Below are 18,846 nucleotides of genomic sequence, written 5' to 3'. Positions count from 1 at the left end.
CGCATCTTTTTTCATTTTTTCGGTCACAATGGATCACCGCCACTTGTCTTGTTTAACAGAAGCGGGCAACACGCCCCCATAAACAAGGAGCCAACCCCATGAACGAAATCCAGATGTACCAATTTGCCGGCGGCTACGGTGTCGCCAGTTTCAGCCCTTTTTGCCTCAAACTCCAAGCCTACCTGCGCCTCGCCGGCGTGCCCTACCGCGCGGTCAATGTGCGCGACACCTCCAAGGCACCCACCAAAAAACTGCCCTACATTGTCGACGGTGACCAGGCCGTGGGTGATTCCGGTTTGATCGTGACCCATCTCAAAAACAAGGCCGGGATCGATCCCGACGCCCACCTCAGCGCGGAACAACGGGCGCAAGCCTTTGTGTTAACCCGCATGCTGGAAGAACATTTCGCCTGGCTCCTGGTTTACTCGCGCTGGGTCGATCCCGACAACGCCGAAAACCTCAAAAAGATTTTTTTCCGCAAAGTCCCCGCCCCGGTAAAAATGCTGATCGTGCCCATGTTGGTTCGCCGCGTGCGCCGCACCATCTGGGGCCAAGGCATCGGTCGCCACGACAAAGCCGCGATTTACCAAAGGGGTCGTGACGACCTCGACGCGCTGGCGACGTGCCTCGGCGACAAAAACTACCTCATGGGCGACCAAGCTTCCACGGTCGACACGGTCGCATTCGGCTTTTTGGCCAACCTGCTCAACACGCCGTTCCCCTCCCCGCTCCAAAATCACGCCCGCAAACACGCCGACCTCGTGCGTTACGTGGCACGCATGGACCAAGCTTGGTTCGCCAACAACGACTGAGGCGGCAACCATGACTCGGGAAGAACCACCCGCCAAAGGCGACGCCGGGATCGACACCGGGATCGACGCCGGGAGCGACGATCATCGTGACGCCTTGGCCGATTTGGCGCGACAAGCGCTCGCCGGCTCCTCGGCCGCGCTCGAACAACTGATGGAAGCCGTGCGCGATCCCATCTACGGCTTGGCACTACGCATGCTGCTCCATCCCCAGGACGCGGAAGACGCGGCCCAAGACATCGCGATCCGCATCATCACCCACCTCAGCCAATTCCGCGGCGAGGGTTCTTTTATTAGCTGGGCGATGCGCATCGCCGCCAACACCCTGATCAACATGAAGAAAAAACGCCGCCTTGAACAACTGACGTTTGCCGATGTCGGTGCCGAACTGGAATCGGGTTGGGACGCGCCGCCGCTCGCCGGCCAAAATCCGGCCACGACCCACCGCACCGAACTCAAATTGCTGGTCAAAGAGGTGAAAATCGGCTGTAGTTCCGCCATGTTGCAGTGTCTGGACCGCGACAAACGCATCGCCTACATTCTCGGCGAAATTTTCGAGGTGACCAGCGAGCAGGGCGCTTTTATTTTAGAAATCACGCCGGCCGCCTTCCGCAAACGCCTGTCCCGCGCCCGCGAGTTGCTCACCGCCTTCATGCAACAACACTGCGGCCTGGTGGTCCGCGAAAACCGCTGCAACTGCCGCGACCGCTTACCCGTCGCCGTATCGCGCCACCACGTCGATCCCAAGCAATTGTTTTTTGCCAACCACCCCCGCGCCGCGGTTTCGGTTCGACAACAGTTGAATCCCACCACCCCAGTGAGCGGTGCGGTCCATCAAACAGTACGGGAAATAGACGCCATGCACAAAGTGGCGGCCGTGTTCCGGTCCCACCCGGATTACCGCGGCCCGGAGGCTTACATGCAATCGGTGCGGGCCTTGATGCAATCCGGCAGCTTCCGCGCCTTCGAGGTATAACCGCAAGCCAAAAAGAAACCGGGGAAACAGCGTCAAAACCCTGTTTCCCCGATCCTTTTCACCGAAAAAGTTTACAGCTTAGTAAACGAATTGCTCCTTGTAAGACACCGGCATCATGCGGCCGCGTACACCGACCACCAGGCGGTACTCACGCCCTTCTACCAAATTGGCGCCGTGGAATTGGGTATTCAGGTTCACACCGGGCTGCTGGGGGACTTCGCGTTCGAATTGCAGCGCGCCCGTGGCAACATCGTAGATGGAAAACACCGCGGTGGTGTTGGCTTCGCCGTCCCACACCCAGGTCATGCCACCCATCTTCAGTTGGTTGTAAACGGTCAAGGTCGGCGCTTTTAATTCGAAGGGCGCGGATTCCATCGCCACGTTGCCGTTCGCATCTTCCACGCGCATGATCAGTGGGTGGTTGGGATAGGTGAACATCAGGAACAGGCGCGCGGTGTGTTCACCGACGGTGTTCACAGCGTCCAAGTTTTGTCCGGTAATCACCCGGCCCTCGCTGTTCACATAACGAACCCGCCAGGCGGAACCGTCACCAAGCACATTGCGGCGGAAACGAATGTCGAGGAGCTGGTGCGTGTAAAGCGTGGTGGGGATTGCATCCAGGAATTCGCCCGGCGTTTGGGTGACGGGAATCAGTCCGCTGTCACGAGTGGTCGCACCGGCACGCATCCGCAGCAAAACACCGTTGCTGGGGAAGCCGCGGGTGAGGTCGCCCGTGCCAAAGGAGAAGGTACCCGTGTTGGTGCCCTCGGCAAGGGGCAGGTTCGTGCCCAGGGTTTTGATCAAGGTTCCGTCGGCATAGTGCAGCGACAAAGAAGCCGTCACGCCGTCGAAACCGGCCGTTGCATCCCAATTCACCACGAAGGGGAAACCCGGCGCAACGGGTGTGGCGGTGGTTACCAGGTTTTCAATCGAGGGTTCGCCGATGGTGAACATGTTGGAATCACCGCTAATCGAAGCCGCGTACAAACGGAAGTAGTAGTTGCCGGGCGGTTGGTTGAGCAGGAAATCGTGTTGGTTGAGGCCGTAATCGGAGCTGTTGGTTAACACGCGCGCCACTTCACGGTGGTTTTCATCGCGCAGGGTGATCAGGGTCTGACCGGCAAAATCACAACGCGCCTGCCATTCAAGGCGCAGCGTGCTATTCGGTTCAAAACGGGTGCCGTTGGTGGTGGCGGTAATCGCCATGGCGCGAATGGTGACGGGATTGGAAGCGACCCGACGGCCTTCCGCGTCGGTGACCCGCAAACTGTAACCACCCTCTCTCAAGCCGGTGGACAAGGTGACCGAACCCGCGTTCGCGCCGCTTTGCAGGGTAAGCGAACCCAAGTTTTGGGCGACTTGGCCGCTGCTGTTCACCAGGGCCAGGGTCGCGCGCTCGCCGGCGGCACAGGCAGCGGCGGTCACCTCGTAGCTCAGGCTTTCACCGCGACAGATATGGTTGCCAAACAGGGTCGCACCCACAATTTGGGTTTCGCATTCGGGCGCGTCGGACCAGGTCGCGGTCAAGCTATAACCGATGCCGTTCAAAACCTCAATGCCGCCGTCGTTGCGGATGTAATTCGCGTCGGGATAGCTGGCCCCTTTCACGCCGATGAACCACTCACCCGCGGGGGGGTTGTCGATCACCAAACTTTTGCTGCCGCCGCTGCCGACCACTTCACGGGTGTTGTAACCCAAAAAGGCGAAGTCACCGTTATGGAGGAACAGGTGCAGGTCGAACGGATCGGTAGTTCCCAAATCGATGCGCAGGAAGCGTTGGCCGGAGGGAACCGTCACCTTGTAGTGGTGGTATTGCCCGTCGCCGACCTTGATCTCGTCCCATTGTGGCCAGAAGCTATCCTCATAGGCTTCGTGGGGTTGGCCGTTGGCCAGTTCTTTTTTAAGGACGGGGCCCTGGTTACCCGCGATGGTTGCTTCCAGCATTTCGGCCACAATCGCCACCGCGTTTTGGTCCCGTTTCATTTCAGGATGTACCCCGCTGAGCAGGAGCCGTCCCTCGTCGAGATTGTTGGGATTTTCGTAAAACCAGGTCGCACCTAAGGTGCGGCTATGTCGGCCCCAGGGGACGATAATGGTGGCAATCTCCTCAAGCCCGGCGATTCGTTCCGGCTGATGTACCCAGGTCCCGCCGGCTTGCAGCACGTAGGGAATATCGCCGTAATCGGAATGGTAATCACCGGTAAACGTCGAATCCACGGGTCCGGGATCCTGGGGATACAGGTAATCAACCAACCCAATCGGCTCAATGCCGAAATCGTCCATAAGCTGCATGCCCGCACAAAAACCGGCATAGCCGCTACCGCCGTCAACAAACTTCACAATCGCATGATTGCCGCTCAAATGAGGCTTAATTGGATGGTAATACTCCTGCAAAATGGTGCCCTGTACACCGCCGATGAAGACGCCGTTCTCACTACTTGCTCCGCCGACGGTCATAATGCGGTAACGGGGGCTTCCGTCGGGGTACAGCAACAGGCCGTTGTGGTCTTCCAAGCGGCCGGCAATATGGCCGTAAAAGGTCCGACGGTCTTCTTCGTCGTTTCCACCACTGACGACGTCGAAACGCCAACCCAAATATTCGGCATGCAACCGCGTGTCGGAGGAACCGATACCGGGACCGCGGTTAACCAACTTTTCTTTGAAATAACCCTCGCCAAAAGGATAGGGCGAGGTTTGGGCGAATGCCCAAGATGAGGCCGCGAGGGCACACATCAATAATCGAAACAGGACTGTTTTAAACATAGGTTTATTACTCCAGGTTCATAGTTGTTTTCACAATCAAATCATTAACTAAAGGGTAACCAAGGGACCATCAATGTGGTGGCACCGAGCACACTTGCTAAAGAGAAAGGTTCAAACTAAAGCGGGCGTTGCTCGTTCCATCACCCCTTATTTAGCAAGGCACGGTATTTGGCCTTTTCCGCTAATCTTTTTTCACTTTTTGTTCGAATCCCGCTCGAGGTTCAACCGACATCGGGAAAAAATGGGGGAAACAACGGAAAACGCGGTCCCCCCATTCGGTCGTTTAAGCGAACGACGGTTTAGTAAATAAAGGTTTCGGTATGAACCACATGGGCGAGGCGGCCGACAACGCCGACCGTCAACCGGTATTCACGACCTGGCACCAAGTTAACCCCACCAAAACCCATGTAGAGGTTGATGCCGGGACTGTTGGTCATGGTATGTCGGAAAAGCTCCGCGCCCGTGGCAACATCGAAGATCAGAATCACCGCGTTGTTACCGGCTTCACCATCCCATTCCCAGGTGATCCCGCCGAACGCCAAATCGTTGTAAACCGTCAAGGTCGGCGCCTTCACCTGGAACGGCGTCGAGGTCACGGCCACGGTGCCCTGGCTGTTTTCCACCTGAATCCTCAGGGGTCCAACCACATTGGTGAAACCAATCACCATGCGGTCGCTGTGATCGCCTACCGTGTTCGCACCCGTCACGGTTTGGCCGCCCACCGAAACGCCGTTGGCGTCCAGGAAGCGAAGGCGCCATTCGGAACCGTCGGAAAGCACGTTGCGACGGAAACGGAAGCTGTACACCTGGTTTTCGTAAAGGATGGCCGGCACCGCTTCCAGAATCTCAGCCGGCGTTTGGGTTACCGCAATCGCCGCGCTGTCGCGGGTGGCGTTACCCGCGGTAAAGCGCAGGAACACAGTGGACGTGTTGAAACCACCGGCGAGATCGGCCGCCGTAAAGGAGAAGGTTCCCGTGTTCACACCTTCCGCCAAGGGCAAGTTGCTACCCAAAGTTTTGATGAAGGCACCGTTCGCGTCGTGCAGACTCAGGCTTCCCGTCACGCCGTCAAAACCGGCCGTTGCATCCCAATTCACCACAAAAGGGAACCCCGCGGCCACCGGCGCGGCATTGCTCACCAGGCTTTCAATCGAAGGTTCGGCGATGGCGAACATGTTGGAGTCACCACTGATCCAAGCGGCGTACAAACGGAAGTAGTAGTTGCCGGGAGGCTGGTTCAGCAAAAAGTCGCTTTCGTTCAAACCGTAGTCGGAGCTGTTGGTCAGCACGCGGGCCACTTCTTGATGGTTCTCATTGCGCAAGGTAATCAGGGTTTGCCCTTCGAAATCGCAACGCGCCTGCCATTCGAGACGAAGGGTACTCCCCGGCTCGAAACGGTCGCCGTTGGTGGTGGCCGTGATTTGCATGGCGCGCATGGTGATTGGGTTGGATTCCGTTTGATTGCCCTCGGCATCCGTCACACGCAAGCGGTGCGCGACCTCTTTTAAGCCGGTAGGGGTTGCGATGGTACCCGTGTTGGTACCCGCGCTCACCACGTGAGAACCCAAATCAAGAACCACCTGGTTGACACTGTTAACCAGCTCCAAATTAACGGATTGACCCGCGGCACACTCGGCAACGAGGAACTGATAATCCAATCCTTCGCCGCGGCATACGTTGGTTTCCAAAAGCGCCGCGCTCAAAACAGCCGTTTCGCATTCGGGTTGGTCCGACCAGGTCGCGGTCAGGGTGTAGCCAATCCCGTTCAGCACCTCAATGCCCTCATCGGTGGTCATGTAGGAGGCCGCCGGATAGCTGGCGCCTTTCACGCCGATGAACCACGCGCCTTGGGCGGGATTGTCGACCACCAACACCTTGGAACCACCGCTTTCCACGAGTTCGTAGCTGTTATGACCCAAAAACGCATAATCATCGTGGTGGAGGAACAAATGCAAATCGAAGGGATCCAGGGTACCCAGGTCAATGCGCAAGTAGCGTTGGCCCGCGGGAACCATCACCTTGTAGTGGTGGTACTGACCGTCGCCCACTTTGATTTTGGTCCAGTCGTGGGTAAAGGTCTCCGCGGTGGCGTCGTGAGGGACACCGTTCTCCAATTCTTTTTTGAGCACGGGTTCGTGGTTCCCCGCGATGGTGGCTTCCAGCATCGCCGAAACCACCGATACCGCATGTGGGTCACCATTCATTTCCGGGTGAACACCGCTCAACAGCAGTCGGCCTTTGTCCAGATTGTTGGGATCGGTGTAAAACCAGGTCGCGCCCATGGTCCGATCACTATTATTGCCCCATGCCACGGTCATCCGAGCAATTTCCTCCATACCGGGATGGCGTTCGTACTCGTGAATGTAGGTACCACCCCACTGCAATACATTGGGAATGTCGCCGTAATCGGATGCGTAATCCCCGATAAACCGCGAATCCACCGGGCCGGGATCTTGTGGGTACAGGTAGTCCTGCATGCCGACCGGTGTCAGTTGAAAATTGTCGGCCAACTGCATGCCCGCGCAGAAACCCGCGTAACCGCCGCCGCCTTCAACAAATTGTTTCACCATGTGGACCCCAAGATAATGGGGGTGCATCGGGTGGCGACCGCCAAGGAGCGTCCCCTGCAGACCACCGATAAATGCACCGTTCTCGCGAGTCGCCCCGCCCACGGTCATCATGCGGTAACGCGGGCTCCCGTCTGGATACAGCAACAAACCATTGCGGTCTTCTTCACGCCCAGCCATCAATGCAACAAAGCGATCCATATCTTCTTGGCTACTTCCGCCGCTCACGACATCAAAACGCCACCCCAGGTGATCCGCATGCCGCCGCGTCGAGGTGGCGCCGACACCGGGCCCCGCGTTAATTAACTTCTCTTTAAAATAACCTTCGCCAAAGGGATAAGACGGGGTTTGGGCGTAGCTAAAAGTACATGCCGCTAGGGCACAAAACAACATTCGCAATAGGACTGTTTTTAACATATCTAGGTCACTCCATAGTGGTAATGGTTCGTGTTTCATTAGTACCTAAGAAGCGGGATAAGAGCGAGGGATTTTGGCTAAAGATCTGGAGCGAAATGGCTTGGAACAAGCGGACCGGGGTCGCGCCCGACCGCACCCGGTGGGTGCGGTGAGCATTTTTACAGGCCGTTGTAGCCCAGAGGTTTGGCTAAAATCACCGCGACTTATCGCGCTTCTTAGGTAGTACCTTGGTGACAATGCGAGGTGCCATTGTCCAGGCACACGGATTCCAGGATAGGAACACTTTAGGTGATCCGTACTTCTCATGACGTGAGGCGTTTTTCCGGTGTGAACCGGCAGTATTTTTTCTACCAAAAGAACAGGCGCAACTGTTCCTTCTCAAGCCGCCGGCACGAGCCACCTCACCATCAAGGTAAGTCGCAATGGACGGGTTGTAAGTGTGTTTGTGTTTGAGACGTGGTCGATAATAGGCGTTTACCGGCAAAGTTTTGCGAGCCCGCATTTCTCACAAGGAATTCTGCTACGAATCCTTGTCAGAAATGCGGGTAGCATCTCAATAAGTTCCGTTAACCAAAAGGGTCCATGCCCACCGAACCGAAGAGCAAGGTGATTTGAGTAACCTCACCCCTTATAGGGTATCGCGCAAAATTCCCAAATTCCGTCAGCGCTTCTTTAAATTTTTTTTCAGCCAACGCGAATGGACCGCCAAAATTCAATAAATACAGAGACTTAACCAAAAAGATAAACCATCCTTAAATTGCGCCTCAATGCGCATTCTAGACCGCCGGCGAGGTCATACGGATTCAATTCGTTGCTAAAGCACGCCCTACGACCCAGAACACCGAGGCATTTCCGTTTCTGTCATAAAAATCAAATATTCAAAAGGTCACATCAACGACTCAAAGTCGTCAACATGTCAACCAAAGCAAGAATACCAAAAGATAAACCTTCCGCCCACCCCGGTCGCGGTGACGAAAATCACCCTTCCACCGACATGCTCAGCTTTGGAAATCGCGCCGTTCACCCGCCACTTCCGAAGCCTCGTTGACCTCAGTTTCCCGATGCGCCGCTTCACGCCAATGCACCATCGAGGGCAATGCCGTCATGTGGTCGGCGTAGGCGGCGCACACTGGATCCATGTCAATTTGGTAACGGGTGAAGCGAAACACGACCGGGGCGTACATCGCATCCGCAATCGTCAGGAAATCGCCGAACAGGAAAGGACCCCCGTGTGTTTGGATCAGGTCACGCCACATGGTTTGAATGCGTGCAATTTCCGCTTCGAGCTTGGCGTTGGGTTCGGGTTTGGGGCAAAGGCGGCGCACGTTCATCGGCATCAAGGAACGGACCTGTTTGAAGCCGGCGTGCATTTCGGCACTGACGGAACGCGCCACCGCGCGGGTCGCGGCGTCTTCCGGCCAACCCCGCACCTCGGGACAAGCCTCCGCCGCCCATTCGCAAATGGCCAGAGAATCCCAAATCGAGGTGCTGTCGATGCGCAGGCAGGGCACCTGACAGGTGGGCGACACGGCGCCGACCTCGCGATAAAAGGCGTCGCTGTTAAACGCGTAACGGCGAACCTCCATGGCGACACCATAATGGTGGAGCAGCAGCCATGGGCGCAGCGACCAACTGGAATAATTGGTGTTACCTATGTAAAGAATGGGTTGGCTCATGATCGTTCCCCTACCAAAATTTCCACCAGGGTTTCTTTTCCAGGACGGGCGTCGCTGCTTCCCCTTCAGAACCGGATGGATGCGCCGGTGCCTCGTTCGCCGCCGGCGCGGCATCGGTCGCCTCGGCCTGATCCGAGTCGGGTTGATAACGCCGCCAACTCGGCGCCCGCGCCGCGCGCCGCTCGGGATAAACCGGGTTGCCGTGTTTTTCCACAATGCGCGCCAGTTGTTCCAAAAAGGGTTGGGCCCGCGCGGGATCCACCATCTTGAGGAAGTGGGCGTAACCCGTTAAGCCCGCGATCACATGCTCAGCCTGACCCCAGTGTTTCCCTTCCGGCCCGTCTTGTTCGACCTGAAACATCACCGCCCGAAAACGCCGCAGCGTCTTGCGATCCACCGACAACTTCTCGTTCACCACAATCCCGGTCACTTCCTGGCGGGCGTTGTTGCGCAACACCTTGGTTTTGTCCGGGTGCAGGGTAAAGCCGTGGGCGCCGACATGTTGTTCGATTTTGCGCAGCACCCCGCCGATGCGTCGGTTCGCCTCGCGGCCCCGCGTGGAAAAGGTAATGTCGTCGGCATAGCGGGTGTATTCGTATTCATTGACCAGGGCCAGTTCTTCCAATTCCGCATCCAAACCGCGACAGATAATGTTGGTGAGCGCCGGACTCGACGGGGCCCCTTGCGGCAAACGCCGCTCGCCCTTTGCCATCCAATAACGTTGTCCGTCCATTTCCAGCGCCACCATCTCCGGCTCCGTGGTCAGCATGGCCAGGATGGTGGCTACCTGGCCGCGATAACCCAACTTGCGAAACACGCCTTTGACGCGGGGATAGGTCACCGTCGGGAAAAAATCTTTGATGTCGACGTTAATCACCACATCGGCACCCACGTGGGGTCGCGCATTATCGACAATCGACTTACCACGCACAAAACCGCGCGCCGCGGAGCGGATCGGCACCTTTTCCAAAATCTCGCGCAAAATCCAGCTTTGTATCTCTTTCAGGCGCGGCATCGGCGCCGAAATCAAGCGCAACCCACCGCTTTTTTTAGGTACCTGGAAACGCTGGTAGTGTGTGGTTTGGGACACCTTGCGACCAAATGCCAACCAGCGCAACTCACCGATGCTAATGCCCATCGCCGCGGCCAGAGCCGCCGCGTTCTCATAGGCGGGCAGCGCGCCGTTTTCGTCTAAAGCTGCCGCATCGCACGCGCCCTGCTCACCCAGCGAATGGGAATATCCCTCGCCCAGGTACAAAATGTCCTGTTGTTTTTTGAGCCGCCAGGCCTCGGCGCGCGCCTGGCGCTCGGCCTCACGCCGTTTTTTGGTTTCAACCCGACGTGCCTTGGCCTGCTCCATGTTGCGCTTGCGCAGGGCTTTCAGCATCGCCTCTTGGTTGTCGATGCGCGCCATTTCACTCCGCAAGGCGCTCATCTCCCGCTCCAATTCGGCGGTTTTGCCAATCAGCTCGGCGGCCGCTTCCTTGCCCGGTTGCGCCGGATCCCAAAAGCCGAGCGCGATCATTTCTTCCAGAATCACTTCATCCTTGGAAGATTCGCGGATGCGGTCGTACAGGGCTTGGCGTGCTTGGTTCATGCAGCACCTCGACAAGCCGGTCCACTACCGGGATAGGGGCGACGGCGACGATCCATCTTCGATGAATTCCCGAGACCGAATCGATCAACTCGACGCGGAATCGCGCTATGTTCGACCAGGAGGTTCAGGGAACCCGTACCGGCCTGGCGAACATAGCGTGAATTCCGCACAGTGAAGATCGAGTCGGTGAAGCGTGACAAACCAACAAGCACGGATGGCGATCCGCCATCCAGATTGCAAGACGGATCGTCACCGTCGTAATGGAGACCATCATAAGCCCAAAGGGACAATGGCACAAGGGGTTGCACCGGGTGAACGGGGACGGAAAAACGCATCAGGAAATACCTCCCTGTTCCAACGAAAAACGCAGCCGCGTCGCGAGTAAATGCACGCAGGGCCCACGGTACAATTTGTTCTGGGTAAAAAAGTTACACTGACAGCTTCCTTCCTTGAGCGCTTGGTCGCTGTTAATGCGCAGTTGGGTTTGGTAGGTGCGTTTGCCTTCCTTCACCGTCGCGCTCAGGTGCAGGTTGCCGTCGGGATCCAACCGCTTCTCGTGCAGCGTCACCCCGCCCCCGTCCACCAGCGCCCGCGCCTCGGCTTCCCGTGGGTTGGCAAAGCGCAGCTTGTCCATCGGCAGGGGTTCTCGGCTTAGTTCGCGGGCGCGAAACACGTCCTTGGCCAAGTCGAACATCACCGAACCGGCTTGGGTATAGGCGCTGAGCGCACCCAACACCGTTTCCCGCGCCAAACCTTCGCTTTTGGCGACCGCGTCGGCCGTGTTTTGCCAGTCTTTGCGCAATGCTTTGAAAACGCGCAGCTTGGTGTCCTGATCTACCTCGGCGCGCGGCGCCATCAGGTCGAAATTACCCGCCCGTGACCAGTCGTTGCTGGTCCAGCCCGACATGCCGAGCGTGAAACTCATGCCGCCCAGGTCGGCCACCATAAACGAGGGCATGCCCGTGCCCGCCAAACAAAAAGTAAAACCCCGAGCGATGGGAATCAGCCGTTCCAAAATCAGCAGACGCCGCCGGCCCCACAGCCGGATTTCGGTTTCCTCGCGGCCGCGGAATTCACTTCGCGCGAACACCAACGTATCGTTCCAGGGTTCGATCAAGGCGCGAATCGGTTCGCCGGGTTTGAGTTGAAAACGAATCGAGCGCGGGCCCTGTTTTTCCCGTTTGCGCCGCAACACAAAACACAGGTTGTGGATGTCCATCGGCGTCAGGTGCAAACGCACCATCGGCAAGGTCATCGCCGAACTCACCTGGAGGAACCCGCGCACCCAGGAATCGGGCAGATCGATCTTAACTTCCTTGAAACCCTCGTCCAACCCCGTGGTCACCTCAAAACCGCCGGGGTCAATGTCGAAGCGGGTGGTTTTGTAGGTGCGAATTTTTTGGAATTCACGGTAAAGGTTGGCCGAGTAGTCGATGTTGGTGGTGCCACAGGCAAAATCGTTGATGTTCTTAAACACCCCGTAATCGCAACTGAGGCGACCATAGGTGGCCTCATCCTGGCTAAAACACTCGAAGAACAGTTCGTCGGGATGCACGGTAATGACGGGATCCAGCACGAACCACTTGTCGTAATCTTTTTTGTAGAGGTAGTCAAAGTAACGGTTCCGCGCTTTGTAAAACGGGGCCAAGGCCGCGGCTTTGGCACGCCGCGCTTCCGCCAAACGGCGGCCGACAGCTTCCATTTGTTTGGCCAGGTCTTGTTTCCCCGCCGTCAGCTCCGCCAAATCTTCCATGTCGCGCGCTTCACGCCAAGCCTTGTAGGCCGTGGTATCGCGCGGCTTAAACCGCAAATCGGAAACCACCACCGCGTGCAGTGCCGAAATCGCCTCGCGGAACGGGACCGCTTGCGCCAGTTCGCCGCCAAAGTAGGTGGGTTCGCGCAAGGTGTCCGGCGCAAACGACATGTCGGTACGGTTGCCGTTGCTTCGCGCCTCGGTGGAACCGCTGTAACGGTAGTTAAACTCCACGTTTCCTCCTTTCGCGAATCGGCGCCGCCACCACGCGAACCGGCCCGACACACTCGGGATATTCGGTCGCACACTGGTGCAGAATCGCCATGCAGCGATCCCGGTCGCCGACGGCAATCGTCTGGGATATCGGCGCGAGGATGTCGCGCACCACCTCGGCACGATCCCGATCCCCGCCAACCTGCTCGGCCAAAAAGGCGTAGATGCGGGTTTTGGCGACGCGCGAACGGTTAACGCGCATCAAGACCGTGGTGAGGTACGGCTGCAGGGCACGCAAGCCGGCCGCGCTGGGTTCGGCGTGGTCCAGCAACCAGTTGGAAGCCAGCAATTGCATGTCGGCGGCGGGGTGCTCACTGAGTTTGAGCAGGAACTCGCGGCCCTGTCCCTTTTCGAAACGGGCCGTCAGCAGTTCGTACCCAAAAGCGCGGACCTCGGGTCGGGTACTGTCGCAGAGGGCGACCAGGTGGGTCGGTGCCAACGCGGAAAAAACCGGTTCGGCGCGGAACAAAACAAAGGCCGCGTCGCGGGTATCTTCCCAATCGGTGTCGGGCAGACGCACCGCCTCGGCCAGATCATCCAACAAGCGGGGGGCAAAATCACGGCAAGCCCCAACCCCGAAATCGCGCAGTTTTTGTTGATCGCTATGGGCCAGCAACACCCAATCCCGCACGTTCAGTTCTCCCGGAACCCAAGCCTGGCTGACGATTTCGCCCGCGGCTTGGCGCGCAAATCGGTAGGCGCTCCGGCTCATTTTCCAAACCGTGTCTTTTTCGATTTCGGCCAAAGCCGACTTAAGCGGGTTGGCCAAAAGATGGGCCAAATCAGCGTGTTGGGTTTCGTCCGCGACCTTGCGCAACAAGTGGCGACACAGGGTTTGCGCCAACAACACGGCAAAACCGCGGTGGGCGGCGGCAATGCGTTCGACCAAGGGCACCGCCGCATGGCGAACCGGTGCGTGGGCGGACAGGACCGCCGCCAAAACCAGGCTGTCGCGATGGAGCAGCGTCTCCAACGGCAGCTTGCCGACAAGGGTTACCCCGGCCGCGCGCACCCGCGGATCCTCGGCGTCCAAAAGCGCGGCAAACACCTGTTGGGGAAATTCCTCGGCCGGTGTTTCGTGATCGCGCAACAGCCGACCCGCGAACCCTTGCACCGCCGCCGCCGGGTGTTCCAGCAAACGCATGATCTGTTCTAGGTCGATGCGGCGCAGGTAGGTGGCCAGCGGCCCCGCGAACAGGTTGTAGGCTTCGTCGAGCAAAGCATGGGGCGTATCCTCGGCCAACCCCACCAGCGCCGCCAACAAAGTGCGGCCGATCTGCGCCTGATCCGGCAGGGCCAAAACCCCACCGGCGAGCACATCGGCGATGACGCGGCGCACCTCGGCCGCGGCGTGAATGCCCGCCGTCACCACCAGCACCGCGCTTTCGCGGGTGGGGCGGGGATGGGCGCGCATGAAATCGGCGGCGAGTTGGTGGGCGGCGGCAACCTCGGCCCGCAGCAAGGTGGTTAACATCGCCACCGGGAACGGGTCGGGCTGCAACCGCTTTTCGATCAGTTCCACCGCGAAGGCCTGGGTTTCTTCATAGGCTGAACCCAGCCAAGCCGCGAGATGTTCGTCGGTAATCGCTTCATGATAGCTCGGGTTGGCGCGCAGGGCCTTTACCGCGAAGCGATGGACCTCGTGGTGCTTGGCCCCGTCCAGTAGGGGTACCAACGCGTGCGGGAACTGATCCCATAGTTCGGGATAAGGTTCCTCGCGTTGATCGCGCGTCGCCGCCGGCCGGTTGCCGTCGTAGGCATCGATGGTGTAGCGCAGTCGGGCGCTGTCTTGAATCACCTCAAAACGATCACTTTTGCCGAAAAGCAGCATGCTGAATGCAAACAAATCGGCAAACGGCGGATAGTGGATCAAGCGATCTTGATCCGTTTCCCACTGGTACATCGACCGCGAGGGGATGTTGCGGTTGTCGCTGTCGCGGAATTGCAGCAACAGTTGCCCGGCCATTTGGACAAAGGTTTCGGGCCGATCCCGCGCCGCGCGGGTTAATTCCCGCCAGCTCCGTTTCACCAAGTATTTGCGTGTTTCGCGGGTGAAGCCGACCCGCGAGGTGGTTTTTCGGGCTTCATTATATATATTGATGTAATCCCAATCGATGGTGGCGTAACCATAGGCCCATTTGGCTTTGGTGGTGTGGATGCGATGGGAGAGCACGGCGAAAACCGCCCAATCCTCACGCAAGATCGCGGCTTTAAAAATGAAGCGCAGGTGAGGCCAGTAGGGCGGCTCAAGCGGGATGTTTTGCAGGAGGGCAAGCAGCGCCGGTCGGTATGCAGGGACATCGAAATGGTAGAGGTCGTGGAGCAGGCTGCTTTTTTCGAAATTGGGTGACTGGAAGTTTTTGAGAAACCAGGCGACCACCTCATCGGGCGCCGCCAAGGCTTGCGCCTGTTCCAGCGGCAACTCGGCCGTGAATTGCTCGGCCGCGGCCGCGCGTTCCTCGGGTGACAGCAGGTGGAAACGGGTCTCGCGAATCCAGACCTTAAGCCAAGCGGGCCGCTTTTTTTGCTGGAGGATCGGCGCCAAGTCGGGAAGCAATTCGCGGTAGCCGCAACGGGCGATGACCCAGCAAGCCGTGTGCACCATGCGGTCGTCTTTGCTTTTGAGGTGGGGTCGGATGATCGCCTGGGCGCCGTCTAAGCGACGCTCGCCGATGCGCCACAACAGGCGGGTTAAGGTGCGGCCACCGCGGCGGGTCAGGTTTTGGGCCGCGAGAAAGGCTTGTTCGAGAATTACACGGTCCCCGTGGCTTAGCGCTTGATCCAGGTTCGGAAGGTCGGCCGCCTGGGTTTCCTCGGCCGCGCCCGGCCCGTCGACCAGCGGCTGGTAGCCTTTTTTGGTTTTGGAGGCGACCAGTTTGTCAAAAACCGTTTCGGCCTCGGCCAAACCAACCGGCAAGGGGGTTTTGGAGCCGTGGCGCAAATTGCCGCCGCTGGGACCGTAGCGGAAATTGACCACGTAGGCGTCTTCGCCGACACGGCAGAGATCGACCTCGTAGACCTTGTCGGAGGCGCCTTTGCGAAAAAAGAGGCGTGTTTGCCGCTCAAGTTTCATGAGCACATTCCATAAAAAAGTAAATCGGGACAACCAACAGATGAGCGCATTATGGCATAAGCTCGGACGCGAGCTCAAGGCGGAAAACTCCCTGTTTCGCCCGCGCCGGTTGCCGCTTGCGCCTCAAAATAAGATGGTTAGCGCCATCCGTAAAACGCCGAAGCGGCGGCCCGCGCCACGAACTGGAAAGACGCCGCGCACCCAAACGCGCGCGGCGTTTCGGGCTAGTTATTGCAAACGGAAGGTTAAAACCGCCGCCATGGCACCGCTTGTGCCAAGCGAAAGTTCGTCCCGCTGGAAGTCCACCGCGGTCACCGCCTTGAGCCGCATTTGCAGGCGATCACCCTCGGCCGCGAGCGCCGTCACCGCCGCCGGCAGGGTCACCGTGACACAGGCCCCGTCGCCGTCCGGTACCGGCACCGTGAAGGCGTTGAACAGGTCGGCCGCAGCGCTGTAATCGCCGCGGGCCAGGGCCGCGTTGCCGCCGAAACCGCCTTGAATCGCATCCACATCAAGGCGCTGCACCGCACCGACCAGTCGCGCGCGACACAGGCGCAGCCGGCCCTCGGCGAGGACCGCGCCCTCGGGAAGCGCGCTCAGGTCGAAGGACAGGATAATGCGGCGCCGTTCCCCGTTAAACATGCCGGGATCGCCGGCGACCAGGCTGCTACTGAAAACACCGTCGACGTAATACAAACCCACCGTCCCCTGCTCACCCGCGACCGACACAAAATCCAATTCGGTCGCCACCGTCACGCGGTAATCCTCGCGACGCACCGCCTCCCAATTCCCGGCCGCATCCACCGCGCGGAACTGGAGCAGGGTATCGGCGGAAAAAACCAGCGGTTCGCTGTAGACCGCGGCGCCGGCGTCGGGGGTGGTCCCGTCGAGGCTGTAATATATGGTCGCGGGTTCATCTACCTCAAGCCGCACCGTCACCGAACCGCTGTAATCACCCCCTGGCGGATTGGCGAGCGTGGTGGGCGCCGTGGTATCCGGGCCGTCGTCGATGCGGTACACCGCCGTTTGCACCGCCTCGCGGTTGCCCGCGCCGTCCACGCTGAAAAAACGCAGGGTGGTCGTGCTGTTAAAAACGCGCGGGCCGTTCCAAACCGCGGCGCCCGTGTCCGGTTCGGAACCGTCCAGGCTGTAATAGGTCGTCGCCGCCTCATTGACCGACAGATCCACCGTCACCGGTTGTTGGAAGGTACCGCCCGCGGGGTTGGCGCGGGTCACCGGCGGCGTGGTGTCGGTTGGGTCGCCGTCCAGTCCGAAGAACGCGACCAGCAAGGCGGAAGCGTCGGGGCCGCTGCTGTCGGTAAAGGCACCGGAGCCGCCGGACCAGGCATGACCCATGCCGTCGACCCGATAGTACGCGGTCAAAACCCGCCCTTCGGCATCCTGGTACAGCGCTTTCGAGAATGCCCGCCCGCCTGGCACCCGGTCGTTCTCGACGCTGTCGGCGAGGGCGTCGACGCTTTGGTCATCGGCGCCGTTGTCAAGCCAATCATGGGTCTGAAGCCATTGGCGCACCACCTGGTCGCCGTTGATGGGGGCCACCGTGGTATCGCCGGTGCCGTGGACCACGATCACCGGCATGCGCCGCGCACGAGAACCCATCACCTGATAGGCACGGGTCCCCTTTTGGTCGGGATCGGGGCCGCCGCTGTTCATCACGGTGAAGGCCGTGTTGCTGTTGACCGCGGCCTCGTATTCCAGGCCGGCGCTAACCGCGACCCCGGCGAAGAGGTCGGGATAGGCGACGCCCATAATCACCGCCATGGCGCCGCCGGCGGAAAAGCCGCCAACGTACATTCGGTCGGCATCGACCGCATAGCGGCGCTGCAGCTCGGCCACCATGGCGGCGATGGCGGCGGCTTCGCCGGAGCGGCGTTGGTTGATGGTTTCAAACCAATTCCAGCAGCGGAAGAGGTTGGCACTGCTCGATTGTTCGGGGTAAAGCACGATAAAGCCGTGTTCATCGGCGAGGGCGTCCATGCCGGTGGCGGCGGCGAAGTCGGCGGCGCCTTGGGTACAGCCGTGGAGGAGCACGAGCAGGGGCCGGGGTGTTGCGGCATCGCCGGCGGGAAGGGTGGCGCGCCAGGCCAGGCCGGCGGTCGAACCGGTTACCGTGTTGGCGGCGTGAACAAGGGTGAAGGAGCCGAACAAGCAAAGCAGCGCAACCCATAAGCAGGGCAGAGCACGGGACATAGATCACCTCAACGTGGGTGGCGGCGCAAGGGCCGCCGCGGGATTGGGAAATTGGGGCAGAGCCAGGAGGAGCACCCAACCCAAAGCCAACCAGGGCGAGGTGCGGCACACAAAACAAAACGATCATTCGGTTTGTTTAACAAATTACACAACCGTTACATTCCCCGCAACGCTTTTATGGACGCACGGCAAAAAAGGTGATGCGGTTCCCATCAAAACCGGGGTGAACAAGGCAGCGAAGATGGGTCGGCCAGAAGGGTCAACGGCGCGAGGGCCGGACCAGGAAGGGGCCGTTCCGGGTCGGGGGCGATGCGCATTGCCGGTCCCGTTCAGCGATTAAAGGGATTCGGGTGGCGCCGGTGAATGTGACGCTGGTCGCCGCGGGCCGCTTTTAGCCTTGGGTCTCATAGGGATCATGCCGTCGCGCCGGGGTTGCGGTACGCCGCCGGCGTACTTTTTTGGGGGAACGTGAACCATGGGTAGGGCCCCGCCTGCTTCGCGCCGGTTCCCTACCCATGGCTGAAATCCGGCACGGCGTTGCCGTGCCAACGGTTTGCACGCCGGCGTCCCATCCCTTTCGACCCGGTTTTTGGGGCGCGTCTGGTGCACGCCGCCGTCCCATCCCTTTCGACCCGGTTTTTGGGGCGCGCCTGGTGCACGCCGCCGGCCCATCCCTTCCGAGCCACTTTTTGGGGCGCGCCTGGTGCACGCCGCCGGCCCATCCCTTCCGA

11 protein-coding genes are annotated in these 18,846 nt (G+C 59.4%); 3 read left to right on the top strand and 8 right to left on the bottom strand.

Annotated elements, in window-relative coordinates:
- Window positions 1–98 precede the first annotated feature (98 nt).
- Both J3U88_RS02010 and J3U88_RS02005 read left to right on the top strand, forming a co-directional pair.
- Window positions 99–812 carry a glutathione S-transferase family protein gene (locus J3U88_RS02010; RefSeq protein ID WP_207856453.1) on the top strand — a complete coding sequence of 238 codons (714 nt, stop codon included), beginning with the start codon at window positions 99–101 and terminating at the stop codon, window positions 810–812.
- Between the two features lie 10 nt (window positions 813–822).
- A complete protein-coding gene (locus J3U88_RS02005; RefSeq protein ID WP_207856452.1) occupies window positions 823–1,785 on the top strand; it encodes an RNA polymerase sigma factor in 963 nt (320 codons plus the stop codon).
- A gap of 78 nt (window positions 1,786–1,863) precedes the next feature.
- On the opposite strand, the gene J3U88_RS02000 is transcribed toward J3U88_RS02005, so the two are convergent.
- From J3U88_RS02000 to J3U88_RS01965, 8 genes are all read right to left on the bottom strand, one after another.
- Window positions 1,864–4,548 (bottom strand): PPC domain-containing protein, encoded by a 2,685-nt coding sequence (locus tag J3U88_RS02000; RefSeq protein WP_207856451.1) that lies wholly within the window; start codon window positions 4,546–4,548, stop codon window positions 1,864–1,866.
- Between the two features lie 299 nt (window positions 4,549–4,847).
- Window positions 4,848–7,532, bottom strand: coding sequence for a pre-peptidase C-terminal domain-containing protein (locus J3U88_RS01995; protein WP_207856450.1), 2,685 nt, complete (start codon window positions 7,530–7,532; stop codon window positions 4,848–4,850).
- Between the two features lie 566 nt (window positions 7,533–8,098).
- Window positions 8,099–8,269, bottom strand: coding sequence for a hypothetical protein (locus tag J3U88_RS01990; RefSeq protein WP_207856449.1), 171 nt, complete (start codon window positions 8,267–8,269; stop codon window positions 8,099–8,101).
- Window positions 8,270–8,530: 261 nt separating this feature from the next.
- Window positions 8,531–9,208, bottom strand: coding sequence for a glutathione S-transferase family protein (locus J3U88_RS01985; RefSeq protein WP_207856448.1), 678 nt, complete (start codon window positions 9,206–9,208; stop codon window positions 8,531–8,533).
- A gap of 10 nt (window positions 9,209–9,218) precedes the next feature.
- A complete protein-coding gene (locus J3U88_RS01980) occupies window positions 9,219–10,805 on the bottom strand; it encodes a reverse transcriptase family protein (RefSeq protein WP_207856447.1) in 1,587 nt (528 codons plus the stop codon).
- Between the two features lie 334 nt (window positions 10,806–11,139).
- Complete coding sequence (locus J3U88_RS01975) at window positions 11,140–12,792, bottom strand: hypothetical protein (RefSeq protein ID WP_207856446.1); 1,653 nt, start codon at window positions 12,790–12,792, stop codon at window positions 11,140–11,142.
- Window positions 12,782–15,904 carry a hypothetical protein gene (locus J3U88_RS01970; RefSeq protein WP_207856445.1) on the bottom strand — a complete coding sequence of 1,041 codons (3,123 nt, stop codon included), beginning with the start codon at window positions 15,902–15,904 and terminating at the stop codon, window positions 12,782–12,784. The genes J3U88_RS01975 and J3U88_RS01970 overlap by 11 nt, the downstream gene beginning before the upstream one ends.
- Window positions 15,905–16,132: 228 nt before the next feature.
- Complete coding sequence (locus J3U88_RS01965; protein WP_207856444.1) at window positions 16,133–18,115, bottom strand: extracellular catalytic domain type 1 short-chain-length polyhydroxyalkanoate depolymerase; 1,983 nt, start codon at window positions 18,113–18,115, stop codon at window positions 16,133–16,135.
- Between the two features lie 515 nt (window positions 18,116–18,630).
- Here J3U88_RS01965 and J3U88_RS01960 point away from each other — a divergent pair.
- Window positions 18,631–18,846 (top strand): hypothetical protein (locus tag J3U88_RS01960; RefSeq protein WP_207856443.1); only part of this gene is annotated, 216 nt, incomplete at its 3' end.

Source organism: Acanthopleuribacter pedis (assembly GCF_017377855.1).
GTDB classification, from domain to species: Bacteria; Acidobacteriota; Holophagae; order Acanthopleuribacterales; family Acanthopleuribacteraceae; genus Acanthopleuribacter; species Acanthopleuribacter pedis.
This window is presented reverse-complemented; position numbering and strand designations above follow the sequence as displayed.

Excerpts from the sequence above, each read along its gene's own strand:
- J3U88_RS01970 (WP_207856445.1), bottom strand. The coding sequence starts at position 15,904 with ATGAAACTTGAGCGGCAAACACGCCTCTTTTTTCGCAAAGGCGCCTCC.
- J3U88_RS01985 (WP_207856448.1), bottom strand. The coding sequence starts at position 9,208 with ATGAGCCAACCCATTCTTTACATAGGTAACACCAATTATTCCAGTTGG.
- J3U88_RS01995 (WP_207856450.1), bottom strand. The coding sequence starts at position 7,532 with ATGTTAAAAACAGTCCTATTGCGAATGTTGTTTTGTGCCCTAGCGGCA.
- J3U88_RS01965 (WP_207856444.1), bottom strand. The coding sequence starts at position 18,115 with ATGTCCCGTGCTCTGCCCTGCTTATGGGTTGCGCTGCTTTGCTTGTTC.
- J3U88_RS02000 (WP_207856451.1), bottom strand. The coding sequence starts at position 4,548 with ATGTTTAAAACAGTCCTGTTTCGATTATTGATGTGTGCCCTCGCGGCC.
- J3U88_RS02010 (WP_207856453.1), top strand. The coding sequence starts at position 99 with ATGAACGAAATCCAGATGTACCAATTTGCCGGCGGCTACGGTGTCGCC.
- J3U88_RS01980 (WP_207856447.1), bottom strand. The coding sequence starts at position 10,805 with ATGAACCAAGCACGCCAAGCCCTGTACGACCGCATCCGCGAATCTTCC.
- J3U88_RS02005 (WP_207856452.1), top strand. The coding sequence starts at position 823 with ATGACTCGGGAAGAACCACCCGCCAAAGGCGACGCCGGGATCGACACC.